Here is a 16,474-nt window from a genome sequence, read left to right on the forward strand (position 1 = left end):
GCCTCGGCTAAAAGACGTGTGTTCTCCGGATTCGAAAGTTTTCTCCATGCGTTCCACGCTGCGCCGCCTCATCCCGGATGCCGCTCCAGTCAGTCACAGGGAAAGGCTGCGTGCCGCAACCGGCGCCTTTGTCGGCATCCTGCTGACCGGGCTTCTGGGCAGCCTCGCTTTTCGCTTCGACCCCACCCTGCCCGCCATGATCGCGCCGATGGGGGCTTCGGCGGTGCTTCTCTTCGCCGTGCCCTCCAGCCCGCTGGCGCAACCGTGGTCCATCCTCTGCGGCAATCTCGTTTCGGCTTTCGTGGGCGTGACGGCGGCGCTTCTCGTCCCGGATGTCTTCCTTGCCAGCGCGCTCGCCATCGGCCTTGCCATTGCCGCCATGATGGCGCTGCGCTGCCTGCACCCGCCAAGCGGCGCGGTGGCGTTGACGGCTGTTCTTGGCGGCCCCGCCGTGCACAGCCTCGGTTATGGTTTTCTCCTCTGGCCCGTCGCCGGAAACTCGCTGATCCTTCTTGCCCTCGCACTCGCCTACAACAATGCCACCGGCCGCGCCTATCCGCACGGTCTGAAGCTGGGAAAGGCGAGTCATGGCACGGCAGACCCGACGCCGATCCAGAAAATCGGCTTTTCCTCGACCGATCTCGATGAGGTGCTGAAGGAATATGACGAGATTCTGGATATAGACCGCGACGATCTCGAGACCATCCTGCGCAGGACCGAACTGCGCTCCTGGCGTCGTCGCGCCCTTCATCTCGATTGCGAAAGCATCATGTCACGCGATGTCGTCGGCGTCGCCCCCGATGATAGCCTGCGCCACGCCCATGCGCTGATGCGCAACCGTCATTTCAAGGCGCTGCCTGTCACCAATGACCGCGCCGAAATCGTCGGCATCGTCACCCAGACGGATTTTCTGGAAAAGGCAAGCTGGAGAAACGGCCGTCCCTCCATCGGTTTCCTGCAGCGGCTGCGTCTCATCCTTACAGGGGCAAGCGCGCCCAACGATACCGTGAAAGACATCATGACATCGCCGGTCAGAACCGTGCGGCCGGAAACCGCAATCGAGGAGGCCATCATCCGCTTTGCGGAAGAAGGGCTGCATTACCTGCCGGTGATCGACGCCAACGGCAAGATGGTCGGCATTATATCGCAATCCGATGTCATGGTCGCGATGCTGGCGGATAAGGCTGCGGCATAAACAGCCGCAACCTCAATGCGGGCGGCAGCTTCGCTACGCCCGCCTTCTCTCATTCGCCGTCCGCTCAGAACGGAATATCGTCGTCCATGTCGTTGGAGAAGCCGCCGGAGGGCTGGCCGCCGCCACGCGAGGAGCCGCCGCGCGACGACGACTGCTGGTCGTAACCACCACCGTAATTGCCACCGCCGCCGCTGCCATAATCGCCGCCGCCGAAGTCACCGCCGCCGCTACGGCCACCGCCGCCGCCCTCGCCGCGACCATCAAGCATGGTCAGCGTGGAGTTGAAGCCCTGCAGCACGATTTCGGTGGAGTAACGGTCGTTACCGGTCTGGTCCTGCCACTTGCGTGTCTGCAACTGGCCTTCGATGTAGAGCTTGGCGCCCTTCTTCACATATTGCTCGACGACCTTGCACAGGCCTTCGTTGAACACAACGACCGTGTGCCATTCGGTTTTTTCCTTGCGCTCGCCGCTATTGCGGTCCCGCCAGCTTTCAGAGGTGGCGATGCGCAGGTTGGCAATCGGACGGCCGTCCTGGGTCCGGCGGATTTCGGGATCGGCGCCAACATTTCCGATCAGAATTACCTTGTTTACGCTACCAGCCATCTCGTCATCCTGTCCGCCAGCCATCATGACCGGCAATTGCATTTCAAAAAATTCGGCACACAATAACCGCCACGGGCATTAAAAGGCACCGCAACAGGGGAACTATCCACAGCGAATAATCTTGAGCACCCCAAAGGGATATTCGCACTTGCTATTTGTTCCTTTTTTGTTCTATTGAATCGTGAAATTCGAGTCAAGTGAGCCGAAAAGCCGCCGACTATAGGGAATAGACCTCGACACGTCCGGCTGCGTCACTACATAAGGGCGCGCCGCCATCAAGCCTGTTATTTTTGTCCGAGCTTTGTCATGAGTGAACTGAAGACGATTTCCATCCGTGGTGCCCGTGAGCATAATCTCAAGGGCATTGATCTGGATCTGCCGCGCAACAAGCTGATCGTCATGACCGGGCTCTCCGGCTCGGGCAAGTCATCGCTTGCCTTCGACACGATTTATGCCGAGGGCCAGCGCCGTTATGTCGAGAGCCTCTCGGCCTATGCGCGCCAGTTCCTCGAAATGATGCAGAAGCCGGATGTCGACCAGATCGACGGCCTGTCGCCGGCGATTTCCATCGAGCAGAAGACCACCTCGCGCAATCCGCGTTCCACGGTCGGCACTGTCACGGAAATCTACGACTATATGCGCCTCTTGTTTGCGCGTGTCGGCGTGCCCTATTCGCCGGCCACCGGCCTGCCGATCGAGAGCCAGACGGTCAGCCAGATGGTGGATCGCATTCTCGCTTTCGAGGAAGGCACGCGCCTTTATATTCTCGCGCCGATGGTGCGCGGCCGCAAAGGCGAATATAAAAAGGAACTCGCCGATCTCATGAAGAAGGGCTTCCAGCGCGTCAAGGTGGATGGCCAGTTCTACGAAATCGCCGACGTTCCGGCCCTCGACAAGAAATACAAACACGATATCGACGTGGTGGTCGACCGCGCGGTCGTGCGCCCGGATATGGCGGCGCGTCTCGCTGACAGTCTCGAGACCTGCCTGAAGCTCGCCGACGGTCTGGCGGTTGCCGAATTCGCCGACAAGCCCTTGCCGCCGGAAGAAACCGCGGCTGGCGGCTCCGCCAACAAGTCGCTCAACGAGACCCATGAGCGTGTGCTGTTTTCGGAAAAATTCGCCTGCCCCGTCTCCGGCTTCACCATTCCGGAGATAGAGCCGCGGCTGTTCTCCTTCAACAATCCCTTCGGCGCCTGCCCCAGCTGTGATGGCCTCGGCTCGCAGCAGAAGGTGGATGAAAACCTGATCGTGCCCGAACCGGCCCGCACGCTGCGCGACGGCGCCATCGCTCCCTGGGCCAAATCGTCCTCGCCCTATTACAACCAGACGCTTGAAGCACTCGGCAAGGCCTTTGGTTTCAAACTTTCGAGCAAATGGTCCGATCTGTCCAAGGAGGCGCAGCACGCCATCCTTCAGGGCACCGATGACAAGATCGAGTTCAATTATCAGGACGGTGCCCGCTCCTACAAGACGGTGAAGAATTTCGAAGGCATCGTGCCCAATCTGGAGCGCCGCTGGAAAGAGACTGACAGCGCCTGGGCGCGCGAGGAAATCGAACGCTATATGTCGGCCGCCCCCTGCCCGGCCTGTGCGGGTTTTCGCCTGAAACCCGAAGCGCTCGCCGTCAAGATCAACAAGTTGCAGATCGGCGAAGTCACCCAGATGTCGATCCGCATGGCGCGCGACTGGTTCGAGACCCTGCCGGAGACCCTGAACGCCAAGCAGAACGAGATTGCAGTCCGCATCCTCAAGGAAATCCGCGAGCGCCTGCGCTTCCTCAATGATGTCGGGCTGGATTATCTCAGCCTCTCGCGTAATTCCGGCACGCTATCCGGCGGTGAAAGCCAGCGCATCCGTCTGGCCTCGCAGATCGGCTCCGGCCTGACAGGTGTTCTCTATGTTCTTGACGAGCCGTCCATCGGCCTGCACCAGCGTGACAATGCCCGCCTGCTGGATACGCTGAAACATCTGCGCGATATCGGCAATACCGTCATCGTGGTCGAACATGACGAGGACGCCATTCTGACGGCGGATTATGTCGTCGATATCGGCCCGGCCGCCGGCATCCATGGCGGTCAGGTGATCGCCGAAGGCACGCCGCAGGAGGTTATGGCCAATCCGAAGTCGCTGACCGGCAAATATCTCTCCGGCGAACTCGGTGTTGCCGTGCCGGCTGAGCGCCGCAAGCCCAAAAAGGGCCGCGAGATCAAGGTTTTTGGCGCCCGTGGCAACAATCTGAAGAATGTGACTGCGGCGGTGCCGCTTGGCGTCTTCACCGCCGTTACCGGCGTTTCCGGCGGCGGCAAATCCACCTTCCTGATCGAAACGCTTTATAAATCGGCGGCGCGCCGGGTGATGGGCGCGCGCGAAATTCCGGCAGAACATGATCGCATCGATGGTTTCGAATTCATCGACAAGGTGATCGACATCGACCAGTCGCCGATTGGCCGCACGCCGCGCTCCAACCCCGCCACCTATACCGGTGCATTCACGCCGATCCGCGACTGGTTCGCCGGTCTGCCGGAGGCGAAGGCGCGTGGTTACGCGCCGGGCCGTTTCTCCTTCAACGTCAAGGGCGGTCGCTGCGAGGCCTGCCAGGGCGATGGCGTCATCAAGATCGAGATGCACTTCCTGCCTGACGTTTATGTCACCTGCGATGTCTGCCACGGCAAACGCTATAATCGCGAGACGCTTGATGTCACCTTCAAGGGCAAATCCATCGCCGATGTGCTGGATATGACGGTGGAGGAAGGTGTTGAATTCTTCGCTGCCGTTCCGGCGGTGCGCGACAAGCTGCAATCGCTCTTCGATGTCGGTCTTGGTTATATCAAGGTCGGCCAGCAGGCCAATACGCTCTCCGGTGGCGAGGCACAGCGCGTCAAGCTCGCCAAGGAACTGTCGAAACGCTCGACAGGCCGCACGCTTTACATTCTCGACGAACCGACGACGGGCCTTCACTTCCACGACGTCAACAAGCTGCTGGAAATGCTGCAGGCGCTGGTGGACCAGGGCAATTCCGTTGTCGTGATCGAGCATAATCTCGAAGTCATCAAGACGGCGGACTGGATCATCGACATCGGCCCCGAAGGCGGCACTGGCGGCGGCGAAGTGGTGGCAACCGGCACGCCGGAAGACATCGTCAAGAACGAGCGGTCCTATACCGGTCACTTCCTGAAGGAACTTCTGGAACGCCGGCCGGCCGGAAAACGTGAGGCTGCGGAGTAATTCCCGGATATTGCCGGGAATTTCGCACCCCCCTCCGTCATCCTCGCCCTTGAGGCGAGGATCCACAGCCGCCGAAAACATGGATCCCCGCCTCAAGGGCGAGGATGACGTCGAGAGCGACGTTGAAAAGAAAACGCCTAATTGGGAGGAACAGCATATGTCGACATCAGGCACGATCCGCACCGGTATCGGCGGCTGGACCTTCGAGCCGTGGGAAGGCACGTTTTATCCGGAGAAACTGCCGAAAAAACGCCAGCTCGAACATGCCAGCCGGCAATTGACGGCGATCGAGGTGAACGGCACCTATTATAGCAGCCAGAAACCCGAGACCTTCGCCAAATGGGCGGCGGATGTGCCGGAGGATTTCATCTTCTCCCTGAAGGCAAGCCGTTTCGTCACCAATCGCAGGGTTCTGGCCGAAGCGGGCGAATCGATGACGAAATTCCTGACACAGGGCCTGACGGAACTTGGGTGTCATCTTGGCCCGATCCTCTGGCAATTCGCACCGACGAAAAAATTCGACGCGGATGATTTCGGCGCGTTTCTGGCGCTGCTTCCCGAAAAACAGGACGGCATCCGCCTTCGTCACGTGGTCGAAGTTCGCAACCCGACATTTCAGGTGCCGGAATTCATCGATCTTCTCGCCAGACATAAGGTCGCCGTCGTCTGCGCCGATCACCACGACTATCCGATGCTGCCGGATGTAACGGCGGATTTCGTCTATTGCCGGCTGCAGAAGGGCGAGGACGATATCGAGACCTGCTATCCGAAGACCGGGATTGACCATTGGGCAAAACGGGTCAAGACCTATGCGGCGGGCGGGGTGCCGGATGACCTGCCGCTGATCGCGCCCGACAGGCAAATCGAAAAAACGCCGCGCGACGTCTTCGCCTTCTTCATCACCGGCGGCAAGGTCAATGCGCCGAACGGTGCGCAGGCGCTGCAGAAAGCGGTCTGAGCGGGAAAGCCCGCTCGCGATCGCTTGATCCACCTGGCCAAGCGGCACCAAAAGTCAGGGAACAGATGCCCCCCGTCTTATTGCGGTCATCTCGTGCCGGCTAATATCTCAAGACCTCTATCGTCTTTAAAGGGTTGGCCGGCAATGGGAATGATTGAAACGGAACGTCTGCGCCTTCACCACTGGCGGGACGATCATTTTGAAGCTTTCGCCGCAATGCAGACGGACCCGGACGTGATGGCCGATCAGGGTGGGCCGGCGGACAACGCAAAGAGCAGAGAGAAATTCGAGCGTTACCGCAAGGCGGAGCGCGACCAGGGCATTGCCCGCTGGGCGGTGGAAAGTCCGGACGGCGTCTTTCTCGGTTATGCCGGCGTGATGCCGCGCATGACAGACGACCATCCGCTTGGCCTGCACCACGAAATCGGCTGGCGTTTCATCCGGCAGGCCTGGGGAAAGGGTTACGCAACCGAAAGCGCAAGAGCGGCGCTGGCGCATGCGGCCAGTCGCTCAGACATAGCCCGGATCGTCGCCTATACAAGTTCCGATAATATCCGATCGCAATCCGTCATGGCCCGCCTTGGCCTGATACGGGAACCATCTCTGGATTTTACGGTTCCGGGCGATATCGACACGGAATGGCGCGGTCTGGTCTGGGTTGTTCCCTGAAAGGCTTTCCATCGCACCGACGGCGCTGCACACCAAGGCCCTTGCCGGGCCTCAGCCAGCCAGCTCTTTCGCCGGGTTGAAATCAATGGCCGCAAACGCTGCCTCGATCACCTCGGTGCCAGCGCCCGGCCGGGTCGCATCGCTGGAAAGGATTTGCCGGAAACGGCGTGCACCCGGCATGCCCTGAAACAGACCGACCATATGCCGGGTAACGTGGTTGAGACGTCCACCTGCGGCAATATAGTCAGCGGCATAGGCCATCATGGCATCACGCAGCCCCATCCAGTCCGGCTGCCGGGCATCCTCGCCATAGATGCGATGGTCGACATCCGCAAGGATGGAGGTGTTGTGATAGGCGACACGGCCAAGCATCACGCCGTCCATATGGTGTAGATGATCGCAGGCCTGATCGAGATCGGCGATGCCGCCATTGATGCCGATGAAAACGTCGGGATTTTCCCGCTTCATGCGATAGACAAGTTCGTAATCAAGCGGCGGCACCTCGCGGTTTTCCTTCGGCGAAAGCCCCTGCAACCATGCTTTTCGCGCATGGATCCAGATGGCGTCCGCACCGGCGGCGATAACGCGCGCCAGAAAATCCGGCAGCACGGCCTCCGGCTCCTGATCATCCACGCCGATGCGGCATTTCACCGTGACCGGCACTTTTGCAACGGCCTTCATCGCCGCCACACATTGCGCCACGACATCCGGCTCACGCATCAGGCAGGCGCCGAAGGTGCCGGATTGCACCCGGTCCGAAGGGCAGCCGACATTGAGATTGATCTCGTCATAGCCGTAATCACCGGCGATCCGCACGGCCTCCGAGAGCTTGAACGGATCCGATCCACCCAGCTGCAATGCAACAGGATGTTCCTGGGGGTGATAGCTGAGCAGCCTGTCCCGCTGGCCATGGATGATGGCGTCGGCAACGATCATTTCGGTATAAAGCAGCGCGCGCTTCGACAGCTGCCGGTGCAGAAATCTGCACCTCGTGTCGGTCCAATCGATCATCGGGGCCACGGCGAAGATTTTTTCGCCGCTTGCAAGCGCTTGTCTGTACATGGATTAACCTCTTTGCGCCGGCTTCTACAGCAAAGGACCGCAAAAAGCCAGTTTTGCCCTCGCCAGCATTTTCAACTGGAAATCAGCCCGGAATCGCGGGACAAGAATTGCACCTTAAAAAAGACGACAGGAAACTCCCATGGCCGCCACCGTCATCCCCGCCCCGCAACCCGTGCTCCTGCCCGTGGACGGCACGAGCGACATGTTCCCCGTGCGGCGGGTCTATTGCGTCGGTCGCAACTATGCCGATCACGCGATCGAGATGGGTCACGATCCCTCGCGTGAGCCACCCTTTTATTTCCAGAAGAACCCGGACAATCTCCTGCCCGAAGGTCAGGATTTCCCCTACCCGTCGCTGTCTTCGAACGTCCATTACGAAGTCGAGTGTGTCGTGGTGCTGAAAAGCGGTGGTGCGGATATTCCGGCGGGTGAAGCGTTGGACCACGTCTGGGGTTACGCCGTCGGCATCGACATGACGCGCCGTGATCTGCAGGACGGCCTGAAGAAGATGGGACGCTCCTGGGAGGGCGCCAAGGCATTTGAATATTCCGCGCCGGTTTCGGCCATCGTCCCCGCAGATAAAATTGGACACCCGGCGACCGGCGCGATCTGGCTCGATGTCAATGGTGAACGCAAGCAGACGGGCGATCTTGCGCAGATGATCTGGAAGGTGCCGGAAGTGATCGCCGAGCTTTCCAAGCTCTTCACACTTGCCGCCGGCGACGTGATCATGACCGGCACGCCGGCTGGCGTCGGCCCCATCGTGCGCGGCGACAGGATCGAGTGTGGCGTCGAAGGTGTCGGCACGCTGTCCGTCACTGTCGCCTGATCATGATCGACGCATAATCCATAGGGAGGAACCGCCATGCCGCTTTTTCGTCTCGGCAACCGGGTGCCGCAGACCCCCGCTGCGGATCGCTACTGGGTGGCTCCCGACGCCAATGTCATCGGCTCTGTGACGCTGGGTGAGGATGTCGGCATCTGGTTCGGCGCGACGCTGCGCGGCGATAACGAACCGATCAGCGTCGGGCGCGGCACCAACATTCAGGAAGGCGCGATGGTGCATAGCGACCCCGGCTTTGCCGCAACGATCGGCGAAATGTGCACCATCGGCCACCATGCCATCGTGCATGGCTGCACCATCGGCGACAATTCGCTGATCGGCATGGGCGCGACGATCCTGAATGGCGCGAAGATCGGCCGCAACTGCCTTGTCGGCGCCAATGCGCTGGTAACCGAGGGCAAGGAATTCCCGGATAATTCACTGATCGTCGGATCGCCTGCGCGAGCGATCAGGACGCTGGATGACGAGGCCGTCGCCAGCCTTCGCCGCTCGGCCGAAAAATACATCGAGAACTGGAAGCGTTTCTCGAAAGACCTGGCGATCATCGAAGGATGAGAAACGGCGGGCGATAACGCCCGCCCCGCGAACAATGCCTATGACGCGCAATTGGCGCAGAGGCCGCGAATTTCAATCGTGGTCTTTTCCGCCTTGAACTTGCTGTCCTTCACCCAGCGCTCCAGGCGATGGTCGATTTCGTGATCATGGAATTCGGTCACCTGCCCGCAGGATTCGCAGATGGCAAAGGCCACCGTTCCGTGATGATGGGAGCAGCATTCGGCCTGCGTGTGGGTGCAGGCAACGAAGGCGTTGAGGCTTTCCAGCCGGTGCACGAGACCATATTCAACAAGCTTTTCCAAAGCCCGGTAAACCTGCAGCGGTGCACGGAACCCGTCATCCCGCAGCTTGTCGAGGATCATGTAGGCGCTGAGCGGCTGATGCGCATTCGACAGGGCATTCATGACCAGCGACTGGTTCTTGGTGAGGTTCTGCTGGGTCTGCACATTCATGACTTGCCTCCTTCATCCGCGGAGCGGGAAAAACCCGGCGCCGGTAACAGGCTTATAACGAACAGGATCACGGCGGCAACCACGATGGAGGGGCCGGACGGCGTATCATAGGTCAGCGAGCCGAACAGGCCGCCAATGACGGCAACCGCGCCGATCAGCGAGGCGACCACGGCCATCACCTCAGGCGTGGCCGAAAAACGCCTGGCGGTCGCCGCCGGTATGATGAGCAGCGAGGTAATCAGCATGATGCCGACCACCTTCATGGCAATGGCGATCACCAGCGCCATCAACAGGGTGAAGATGAGCTTGGCCCGTTCCGGGTTCAGCCCCTCCGCCTCTGCGAGCTCGTTATTGACGGTGGAGGCGAGCAGCGACCGCCACAGGAGGACCATGGCGACGATAACCACCAGTCCGCCGCCCCAGATCAGCGCGATATCGCTGCGGGTAACGGCCAGAATATCGCCGAACAGGAACGATACTAGATCGATGCGCACCCAGCTCATGAAGGCGACGATGACGAGACCGATCGCAAGCGCCGAGTGGGACAATATGCCGAGCAGAGCATCGGCGGAAAGCGCCTGCCGCCTTTGCAGAAAAATCAGCAGGATCGAAACGGCCGACGCCACCAGAAAAACGCTGACGATGAGGTTGAGCTGCAGCAGCAGCGACAAGGCAACGCCAAGCAGTGCGGAATGCGCCATCGTATCGCCGAAATAGGCCATGCGCCGCCAGACGACGAAGCAGCCGAGGGGACCGGCGGTCAGGGCAACGCCGATGCCCGCGAGCATGGCGCGAACGAAGAAATCGTCAAACATGGCGCTCTCCCTTCCCGTGGCTTGCGGGGCCGTGGCCCTGATGGTCATGCTCATGACCGCAGCCGCATTCGCCATGGTCATCATGGCGGTGACCATGATCATGCGTGTGATGATGGCCATCTTCGGGATGGCAATGATCGGTTACGGAGCCATCCGCATGCTGTACCCGGCCATCGGGCAGATGGGTGTGATCGTGATGGTGACTGTAAACGGCAAGGCCCTTGGCGGCCGCCCCGCCGAACAGACGCATATATTCCGGGCTCTGGCTCACCGCCTGCGGCGTTCCGCGGCAGCAGACATGGCCGTTCAGGCATATCACGGTGTCGGTTTCCGCCATCACCACATGCAAATCATGCGAGATTAACAGAATTCCGCAATTGCTTGAATTTCTGATGTTTTTTATCAGTTCATAGAGCGCGATCTCACCGGAGAAATCGACACCCTGTACAGGCTCATCAAGAACCAGCAGGTCCGGCTTGCGCGCGATGGAACGGGCGAGAAGCGCACGCTGGAACTCGCCGCCGGACAGATGCTGGACTTCTGCACCCGCCAGATGCGCGATGCCCGTGGCGTTCAACGCCGCATCGATCTCGCGGGCGGCCAGCGGCCCGGTCAGCGTCATCAGCCGGCGCACGGAAAGCGGCATGGTCCAGTCCACGGATAGCTTCTGCGGCACATAACCAACACGCAGACCGGCAATGCGCGACACCTCACCTTCGCTTGGCTTCAACACGCCGATGGCCATTTTCGCACTGGTGGATTTCCCCGAACCATTGGGGCCGATCAGCGTGACGATCTCGCCTTTGCTGACGGAAAACTCCACGCCGCGCACCAGCCAGCGGCCGTTGCGCTGCACGCCGGCATTGGAAAGGGAAACCAGTATGTCGTTACCCTTGGGGGCGGAATGAAGCATGGGATTGTCCGATTGGCGATGTTGCTTACCGCTATTGCATACGTTATAGAGTTACGCAATAAATGTAATAACATAACTATACTTCTTCAAGTGGAGTGCATTTCATGAAGTCGATCCTGATCCCGCTCATGGCATCGGTGGCAATAGCAGTGGCCGCTTCCGGCGCCACGGCCGCACCCAATGTCGTGGTCTCGATCAAGCCTGTACACTCCCTTGTCGCGGCAATCATGCAGGGCGTGGGCGAACCGCAGCTCCTCGTCGAGGGTGCGGCCTCTCCCCACACCTATAACCTGAGGCCCTCCAATGCACGCACGCTCCAAAAGGCCGATCTGGTCTTCTGGGTCGGGCCCGGGCTCGAAGCTTTCCTGGAAAAGCCGCTGGAGGCGCTGACCAGCAAGGCGACTGTGGTGGAACTGGAAGACGCCAAAGGGCTGGAAAAGCTGCCCTTCCGCGAAGGCGGCCCCTTCGAGGCGCATGACCATGGCGAAGAAGAACACGGCGAACATGACGGCCATGCCGAAAAGGCAGGCACGCATGATCATGCCCATGATCACGACGATCATGAGCACGGCGCATATGACACGCATCTCTGGCTTGATCCCGCCAATGCCAAGGCCATGGCGCAGGAGATCGAAACCGCGCTGATTGCGGCAGATGCCGGCAATGCCGCAACCTATCAGGCCAATACGAAGAAGCTGATCGATGACATCGATGCGCTGGACACCGAAATTGCGGAAACGGTCAAGCCGGTGAAGGACAAGCCCTTCATCGTTTTCCACGATGCTTACCAATATTTCGAACACCGTTACGGCGTGAAAACGGCGGGATCGATCACCGTCAGTCCCGAGACCCTGCCGGGCGCGGATCGTGTCAGCCAAATGCAGGAAAAAGTCCGCCAGCTTGGTGCGACCTGTGTTTTTGCCGAACCGCAATTCGAGCCGAAACTGATCTCGGTCATCACCGAGGGCACGGCGGCAAAATCGGCGACGCTCGATCCGGAGGCGGCCACGCTGGAGCCCGGCCCCGATCTCTATTTCAAGCTGATGCGCGGCATTGCCGCCTCACTGAAGGATTGCCTGTCCTGATCCGGACTGGCGATCCTTCTCTCAAGGCTTCGGCGCCATCTCGGACCAGACCGGCCCGCTGATGCTCTGCAGGGTTTCCGGTGACGCACCATTGATGCGCGCCAGAAGGGCTGTCGCAAGCTCCCTGCCCGCCAGCTTGATATCTTCGTTTACGGTGTGGATCTGCGGCTTGATCCAGTTCAAAAACTCTGCGGACTGCTTCGAGACGATGTCGATATCCTCGCCGATCCTCACACCCGCCGCCTCGAAACCCGCCACAAGGGCGATGGTGCTGCTGCCGCTGATGGAGACGATGCCATCGGGACGATCGTCCGATTGCATCAGCCTCTGGCCAAAATCGCGAATCCTGTCGAGCGGCGTTTCAATGGTCACGGCATCGATTGGAAATTCGGAAAGGCCGAAATCCCTGATGCCGCGATTGAAGCCCTTACGGGCATGGTCGTGGAAGGAAAAGCGTGACGGGGGCACGATCACGGCAATCCTCTTGCGTCCGCATTGAGCCAGTCGCTCGACAGCCTCATAGGCGTAAGCCTCGTTGTCGAAATCATGATAGGCATGTTCAATGCCCATATCCGAGCGGCCGTGGGTGACGAAGGGCATGTTGCGCTCCGTCATGAAACGCACGCGCGGATCGTTCGGCTCGATCTTCGAAATAATGACCCCATCCGCCGAGCCGGTCTCGAGAATATAACGGATCGGCACCATGGAATCCTTGGCATGGGTGTGTGGCGTGACGACAAGGTGATATTGGGTGGTGGCGAGAACCTCGGTGATGCCGAACACCATCTGGCTGGTGAAACCCATCAACTCTTCATCGACGCTCAGCACAAGGGCAATCACATTGGTCTTGCCGGTGCGAAGGCGCACACCCGCACGGTTCGGCTGGTAGCCGATCTGCCGGGCGATAAGCCGCACACGCTCCTTGGTTTCAGCGCCAATATCCGGTGCATCCTTCAGCGCGCGAGACACGGTGGTAATGCCCAGGCCTGTCATGAAGGCGATGGTCTTCAAGGTTGGGCGCTCGCCCGTCGTGACGGGCATATCGCCCCCGCCGGATTTACCTGTATCGTTCATGTCATTTCGCCACGCTTTACCGGACGGTAATCATAGATAGCTTTTGCTCTGTTGCAAAGGCAAACGTCATAAACCGCCGGCCAGCGCGCTCATGGCGACGGAAATCATGACTATAACGATATAGGCAGGGAAAAATTCCCCCGTTGCCCGAAAAACCTCCCTAACCTCAGATGCAGAGATCGCGATCGCTTCCAGGCGAAAAAATCCTTATTATTTAGATTAAATAATCATCTGAAACATATGATTTAAAATGTAAAAGTACGACATGCTAAAAACAATACCATCTGCCAGTTACCGCATTCCGACGGCAGGCATCTTTACCTTTGTAAGTTTCATCCTGAAGGCATGACGGAACGATTATTTTACGGTAACGTTGCCGGAGAGAGGAGACTGTCTAGCCGGACGAGCTTGTATCAGCCGGTGCACGGGCATCCGTCTTCCCCAGATTCTGACACAAGCCTGCATCATAATGCCGGCCCATCCGCTTCGAATTCATATTACGCAGGGTCCGATCATGATTTCCTCCTCCACGCCCGAAACCGTCATCGATCTGGCCGGGCTGTGGCGCCTGGAATCCGCGGAAGGAGACCATGCGACCGAACTTTCTATACCCGGCGACATTCACAGCGCACTCAAAAATGCAGGCATCATTCCCGACCCCTATCACGCTGCCAATGAAAACGCGGTGCAATGGGTCGCGCAGCGGGACTGGATCATCCAGCGGACATTCGTGCTCGATGATGCTGAAGCCAGCTGGTATCTCGATATCGATTACCTCGATACGGTCGCCATCATCTTCGTCAACGATGTCCCGGTTCTCACCGCAGACAATTGTTTCCGCCGTTACCGCCCAGACGTGTCGCGCGCGCTGCGGCACGGCGAAAACACCATCCGCATCCATTTCCACTCCAACATCGCCGCCGGTGCGGAACGGCAGGCACGCCAGCCTTTCTATATTCCCTATCACCCGGGCAATTCGCCGATCGCCAATGGCAACATGCTGCGCAAGCCGCAATGCCATTTCGGCTGGGACTGGAATATCGCGATTGCGCCACTCGGCCTTTATGGAAAAATCCTGCTGAAGCGCCTTGATACCGCACGTATAGAACATGTCGTCACCTCCCAGCACCATGTCGAAGGCGGCGTCGAGCTGCATGTCGCCGTCACGCTGTTTGCCGAGGGCCCGGCCAGCCTGCCGGTCTATCTGTCGCTGAATGACGAAAGGCTCAGGCTCGATTGCGGCGTCGGCGCCGGTGAAACGGTGGTGCGCCACGTCTTCTTCCTGGAGAATCCGGAGCTCTGGTGGCCGGCCGGCAGTGGTGAACAGACGCTCTACACGCTGACGGTGGAATTGCCTGACGAGACAGTCACCCGCCAGATCGGCTTCAGGACCATCGAGCTTCTGACGGACAAGGACGAGGCCGGCAGCCGCTTCGCCTTCCGCATCAATGGTAGGGAAATCTTCTGCCGCGGCGCCAACTGGATCCCCGCCGATGCGCTCTATTCGCTGACCAGCCGGGGAAAGACCGAGGACCTTCTCTGCTCCGCGGTCGAGGCCAACATGAACATGATCCGCGTCTGGGGCGGCGGGTTCTATGAGGAAGACTGGTTCTACGATCTCTGCGACCGCCTCGGCCTGCTGGTCTGGCAGGATTTCATGTTCGCCTGCAATCTCTATCCCTGCAGCGAGGATTTCCTCGATAATGTCGAACACGAAGTCGATTATCAGGTGAAACGCCTCTCCTCCCATCCGTCCATCGCGCTCTGGTGCGGTGACAACGAGCTGGTGGGTGCGCTGACCTGGTTCGATGAATCTCGCAACAATCGCGACCGTTATCTCGTAGCCTATGACCGCCTGAACCGCACCATCGAACGGGCTCTGAAAAAAGCCGCTCCCGAAGCGCTCTGGTGGCCATCGAGCCCCGCCTCCGGTTATCTCGATTATGGCGATGCCTGGCACGCGGATGGTTCCGGCGACATGCACTACTGGTCCGTCTGGCACGAGAACAAGTCGTTTAATAATTACCGTTCGGTGAAGCCGCGCTTCTGCTCCGAATTCGGTTTCCAGTCCTATACATCCATGCCCGTCATCCGCACCTACGCGGAAGACAGGGACATGAACATCGCCTCCCCGGTCATCGAGTTGCACCAGAAGAATGTCGGCGGCAATGAGCGCATCGCCGGCACCATGTTCCGCTACTTCCGCTTCCCGAAGGATTTCGAGAATTTCGTTTATCTGAGCCAGGTGCAGCAGGCGCTGGCCATCCGCACGGCTGTCGATTACTGGCGCTCGCTGAAGCCCCATTGCATGGGCACGCTTTATTGGCAGCTCAACGACACCTGGCCGGTCACCTCATGGTCGAGCCTCGATTATGGCGGCGGCTGGAAAGCGCTGCATTATGCCGCCCGCCGTTTCTTCCAGCCCGTCACCGTCTCGGCCATCCCTTCCGACGATGGACGCCGGGTGAGCTTCTCCATGGTCAACGACACGGCGGAAGATGTGGAAATCGACATGAACATCGTTGCGCTGACCATGGACGGCAACCGCGTGCCGCTGAAATCCGCCAACGGCACCTGCGCGACCGACAGGGCCGCCACGCTGACGGATATCGACATGGACAGCCTGCCTGATGGCGCCATCCTCGCCTGGAATTTCATCGCTTCCAACGGCATGACCGGCGAAGGCCACCATGTGCGCGACACCTACAAAGCGCTGGAGCTTCAGCCTGCCGGCCTGACATTCACCACCAACACACTGAAAAACGGCCAGTTCGAAATCGATGTGACGGCTACGGGTCTCGCCCTCTTCGTCGTGCTGGAGGCCGATCAGCCCGGGCGCTATTCGGATAATCTGTTCGATCTTTCCGCTGGCGAAACGCGCCGTATCATCTTCACCCCGAAAGCGGATGGCGGGCAGCCGCATTTCCGCATCTTCGATCTTTATACCTGCCAATCCTCGCATTGAAACAAGGCGGAGAAAGGCATAACCATCCCTCTCGGAAATGACAGGTGCGCCCGCG

Annotated in this window: 14 protein-coding genes; 8 read left to right on the plus strand and 6 right to left on the minus strand. The window is 59.5% G+C overall.

Annotated elements, in window-relative coordinates; all coding sequences use genetic code 11:
- The first annotated feature begins 46 nt into the window (after positions 1 to 46).
- The gene (locus tag AGR13A_RS07230) at positions 47 to 1,195 is read left to right on the plus strand and encodes an HPP family protein (RefSeq protein WP_080834460.1); all 1,149 of its coding nucleotides are present in this window, start codon (positions 47 to 49) and stop codon (positions 1,193 to 1,195) included.
- Positions 1,196 to 1,259: 64 nt separating this feature from the next.
- Here AGR13A_RS07230 and AGR13A_RS07235 read toward each other — a convergent pair whose 3' ends face one another.
- Positions 1,260 to 1,841, minus strand: a complete 582-nt coding sequence (locus AGR13A_RS07235; RefSeq protein WP_167377432.1) for a single-stranded DNA-binding protein — start codon at positions 1,839 to 1,841, stop codon at positions 1,260 to 1,262.
- Positions 1,842 to 2,105: 264 nt separating this feature from the next.
- Here AGR13A_RS07235 and uvrA point away from each other — a divergent pair, with 264 nt between their 5' ends.
- The 3 genes from uvrA to AGR13A_RS07250 all read left to right on the plus strand — a co-directional run bounded on the left by uvrA (position 2,106) and on the right by AGR13A_RS07250 (position 6,654).
- On the plus strand, positions 2,106 to 5,027 hold the full coding sequence (gene uvrA, locus AGR13A_RS07240) for an excinuclease ABC subunit UvrA (protein ID WP_035217248.1): 2,922 nt from the start codon (positions 2,106 to 2,108) through the stop codon (positions 5,025 to 5,027).
- Positions 5,028 to 5,184: 157 nt separating this feature from the next.
- Positions 5,185 to 5,985: a DUF72 domain-containing protein gene (locus AGR13A_RS07245; protein ID WP_080836643.1), complete on the plus strand. Its 801-nt coding sequence runs from the start codon at positions 5,185 to 5,187 to the stop codon at positions 5,983 to 5,985.
- Positions 5,986 to 6,135: 150 nt separating this feature from the next.
- Complete coding sequence (locus AGR13A_RS07250) at positions 6,136 to 6,654, plus strand: GNAT family N-acetyltransferase (protein WP_167377433.1); 519 nt, start codon at positions 6,136 to 6,138, stop codon at positions 6,652 to 6,654.
- Between the two features lie 51 nt (positions 6,655 to 6,705).
- Here AGR13A_RS07250 and dusA read toward each other — a convergent pair whose 3' ends face one another.
- Entirely contained in the window at positions 6,706 to 7,716 is a 1,011-nt protein-coding gene (gene dusA / locus AGR13A_RS07255; RefSeq protein WP_080834464.1) for a tRNA dihydrouridine(20/20a) synthase DusA, read from the minus strand.
- A gap of 139 nt (positions 7,717 to 7,855) precedes the next feature.
- Here dusA and AGR13A_RS07260 point away from each other — a divergent pair, with 139 nt between their 5' ends.
- Together AGR13A_RS07260 and AGR13A_RS07265 are read left to right on the plus strand one after the other, a co-directional pair.
- A complete protein-coding gene (locus AGR13A_RS07260) occupies positions 7,856 to 8,545 on the plus strand; it encodes a fumarylacetoacetate hydrolase family protein (RefSeq protein ID WP_080834466.1) in 690 nt (229 codons plus the stop codon).
- Between the two features lie 36 nt (positions 8,546 to 8,581).
- Positions 8,582 to 9,115 carry a gamma carbonic anhydrase family protein gene (locus AGR13A_RS07265; RefSeq protein ID WP_080834469.1) on the plus strand — a complete coding sequence of 178 codons (534 nt, stop codon included), beginning with the start codon at positions 8,582 to 8,584 and terminating at the stop codon, positions 9,113 to 9,115.
- A 38-nt stretch (positions 9,116 to 9,153) separates the two neighbouring features.
- On the opposite strand, the gene zur is transcribed toward AGR13A_RS07265, so the two are convergent.
- The 3 genes from zur to znuC are packed head-to-tail and all read right to left on the minus strand — an operon-like array spanning position 9,154 to position 11,295.
- On the minus strand, positions 9,154 to 9,567 hold the full coding sequence (gene zur / locus AGR13A_RS07270; protein ID WP_035217240.1) for a zinc uptake transcriptional repressor Zur: 414 nt from the start codon (positions 9,565 to 9,567) through the stop codon (positions 9,154 to 9,156).
- The gene (znuB, locus tag AGR13A_RS07275; protein ID WP_080834471.1) at positions 9,564 to 10,382 is read right to left on the minus strand and encodes a zinc ABC transporter permease subunit ZnuB; all 819 of its coding nucleotides are present in this window, start codon (positions 10,380 to 10,382) and stop codon (positions 9,564 to 9,566) included. Before znuB ends, zur begins: the two co-directional genes overlap by 4 nt.
- Positions 10,375 to 11,295 carry a zinc ABC transporter ATP-binding protein ZnuC gene (znuC, locus tag AGR13A_RS07280; protein WP_080834473.1) on the minus strand — a complete coding sequence of 307 codons (921 nt, stop codon included), beginning with the start codon at positions 11,293 to 11,295 and terminating at the stop codon, positions 10,375 to 10,377. Before znuC ends, znuB begins: the two co-directional genes overlap by 8 nt.
- A gap of 104 nt (positions 11,296 to 11,399) precedes the next feature.
- Here znuC and znuA point away from each other — a divergent pair, with 104 nt between their 5' ends.
- Complete coding sequence (gene znuA / locus AGR13A_RS07285) at positions 11,400 to 12,380, plus strand: zinc ABC transporter substrate-binding protein ZnuA (RefSeq protein ID WP_080834475.1); 981 nt, start codon at positions 11,400 to 11,402, stop codon at positions 12,378 to 12,380.
- 21 nt (positions 12,381 to 12,401) lie between these two features.
- Here the strand turns inward: znuA and AGR13A_RS07290 are convergent, their stop codons facing one another.
- On the minus strand, positions 12,402 to 13,454 hold the full coding sequence (locus tag AGR13A_RS07290) for a LacI family transcriptional regulator (protein ID WP_167377434.1): 1,053 nt from the start codon (positions 13,452 to 13,454) through the stop codon (positions 12,402 to 12,404).
- A gap of 469 nt (positions 13,455 to 13,923) precedes the next feature.
- Between AGR13A_RS07290 and AGR13A_RS07295 the strand changes: the two genes are divergently transcribed.
- The gene (locus tag AGR13A_RS07295) at positions 13,924 to 16,419 is read left to right on the plus strand and encodes a beta-mannosidase (RefSeq protein WP_139786026.1); all 2,496 of its coding nucleotides are present in this window, start codon (positions 13,924 to 13,926) and stop codon (positions 16,417 to 16,419) included.
- Positions 16,420 to 16,474: the final 55 nt, after the last annotated feature.

It is taken from the genome of Agrobacterium genomosp. 13 str. CFBP 6927 (genome assembly GCA_900012615.1).
GTDB lineage: Bacteria > Pseudomonadota > Alphaproteobacteria > Rhizobiales > Rhizobiaceae > Agrobacterium.

Coding starts and splice junctions, on each gene's coding strand:
- znuC (WP_080834473.1), bottom strand. CDS start 11,295: ATGCTTCATTCCGCCCCCAAGGGTAACGACATACTGGTTTCCCTTTCC.
- uvrA (WP_035217248.1), top strand. CDS start 2,106: ATGAGTGAACTGAAGACGATTTCCATCCGTGGTGCCCGTGAGCATAAT.
- AGR13A_RS07260 (WP_080834466.1), top strand. CDS start 7,856: ATGGCCGCCACCGTCATCCCCGCCCCGCAACCCGTGCTCCTGCCCGTG.
- AGR13A_RS07230 (WP_080834460.1), top strand. CDS start 47: ATGCGTTCCACGCTGCGCCGCCTCATCCCGGATGCCGCTCCAGTCAGT.
- AGR13A_RS07235 (WP_167377432.1), bottom strand. CDS start 1,841: ATGCAATTGCCGGTCATGATGGCTGGCGGACAGGATGACGAGATGGCT.
- dusA (WP_080834464.1), bottom strand. CDS start 7,716: ATGTACAGACAAGCGCTTGCAAGCGGCGAAAAAATCTTCGCCGTGGCC.
- zur (WP_035217240.1), bottom strand. CDS start 9,567: ATGAATGTGCAGACCCAGCAGAACCTCACCAAGAACCAGTCGCTGGTC.
- znuB (WP_080834471.1), bottom strand. CDS start 10,382: ATGTTTGACGATTTCTTCGTTCGCGCCATGCTCGCGGGCATCGGCGTT.
- AGR13A_RS07245 (WP_080836643.1), top strand. CDS start 5,185: ATGTCGACATCAGGCACGATCCGCACCGGTATCGGCGGCTGGACCTTC.
- AGR13A_RS07295 (WP_139786026.1), top strand. CDS start 13,924: ATGCCGGCCCATCCGCTTCGAATTCATATTACGCAGGGTCCGATCATG.
- AGR13A_RS07265 (WP_080834469.1), top strand. CDS start 8,582: ATGCCGCTTTTTCGTCTCGGCAACCGGGTGCCGCAGACCCCCGCTGCG.
- znuA (WP_080834475.1), top strand. CDS start 11,400: ATGAAGTCGATCCTGATCCCGCTCATGGCATCGGTGGCAATAGCAGTG.
- AGR13A_RS07290 (WP_167377434.1), bottom strand. CDS start 13,454: ATGAACGATACAGGTAAATCCGGCGGGGGCGATATGCCCGTCACGACG.
- AGR13A_RS07250 (WP_167377433.1), top strand. CDS start 6,136: ATGATTGAAACGGAACGTCTGCGCCTTCACCACTGGCGGGACGATCAT.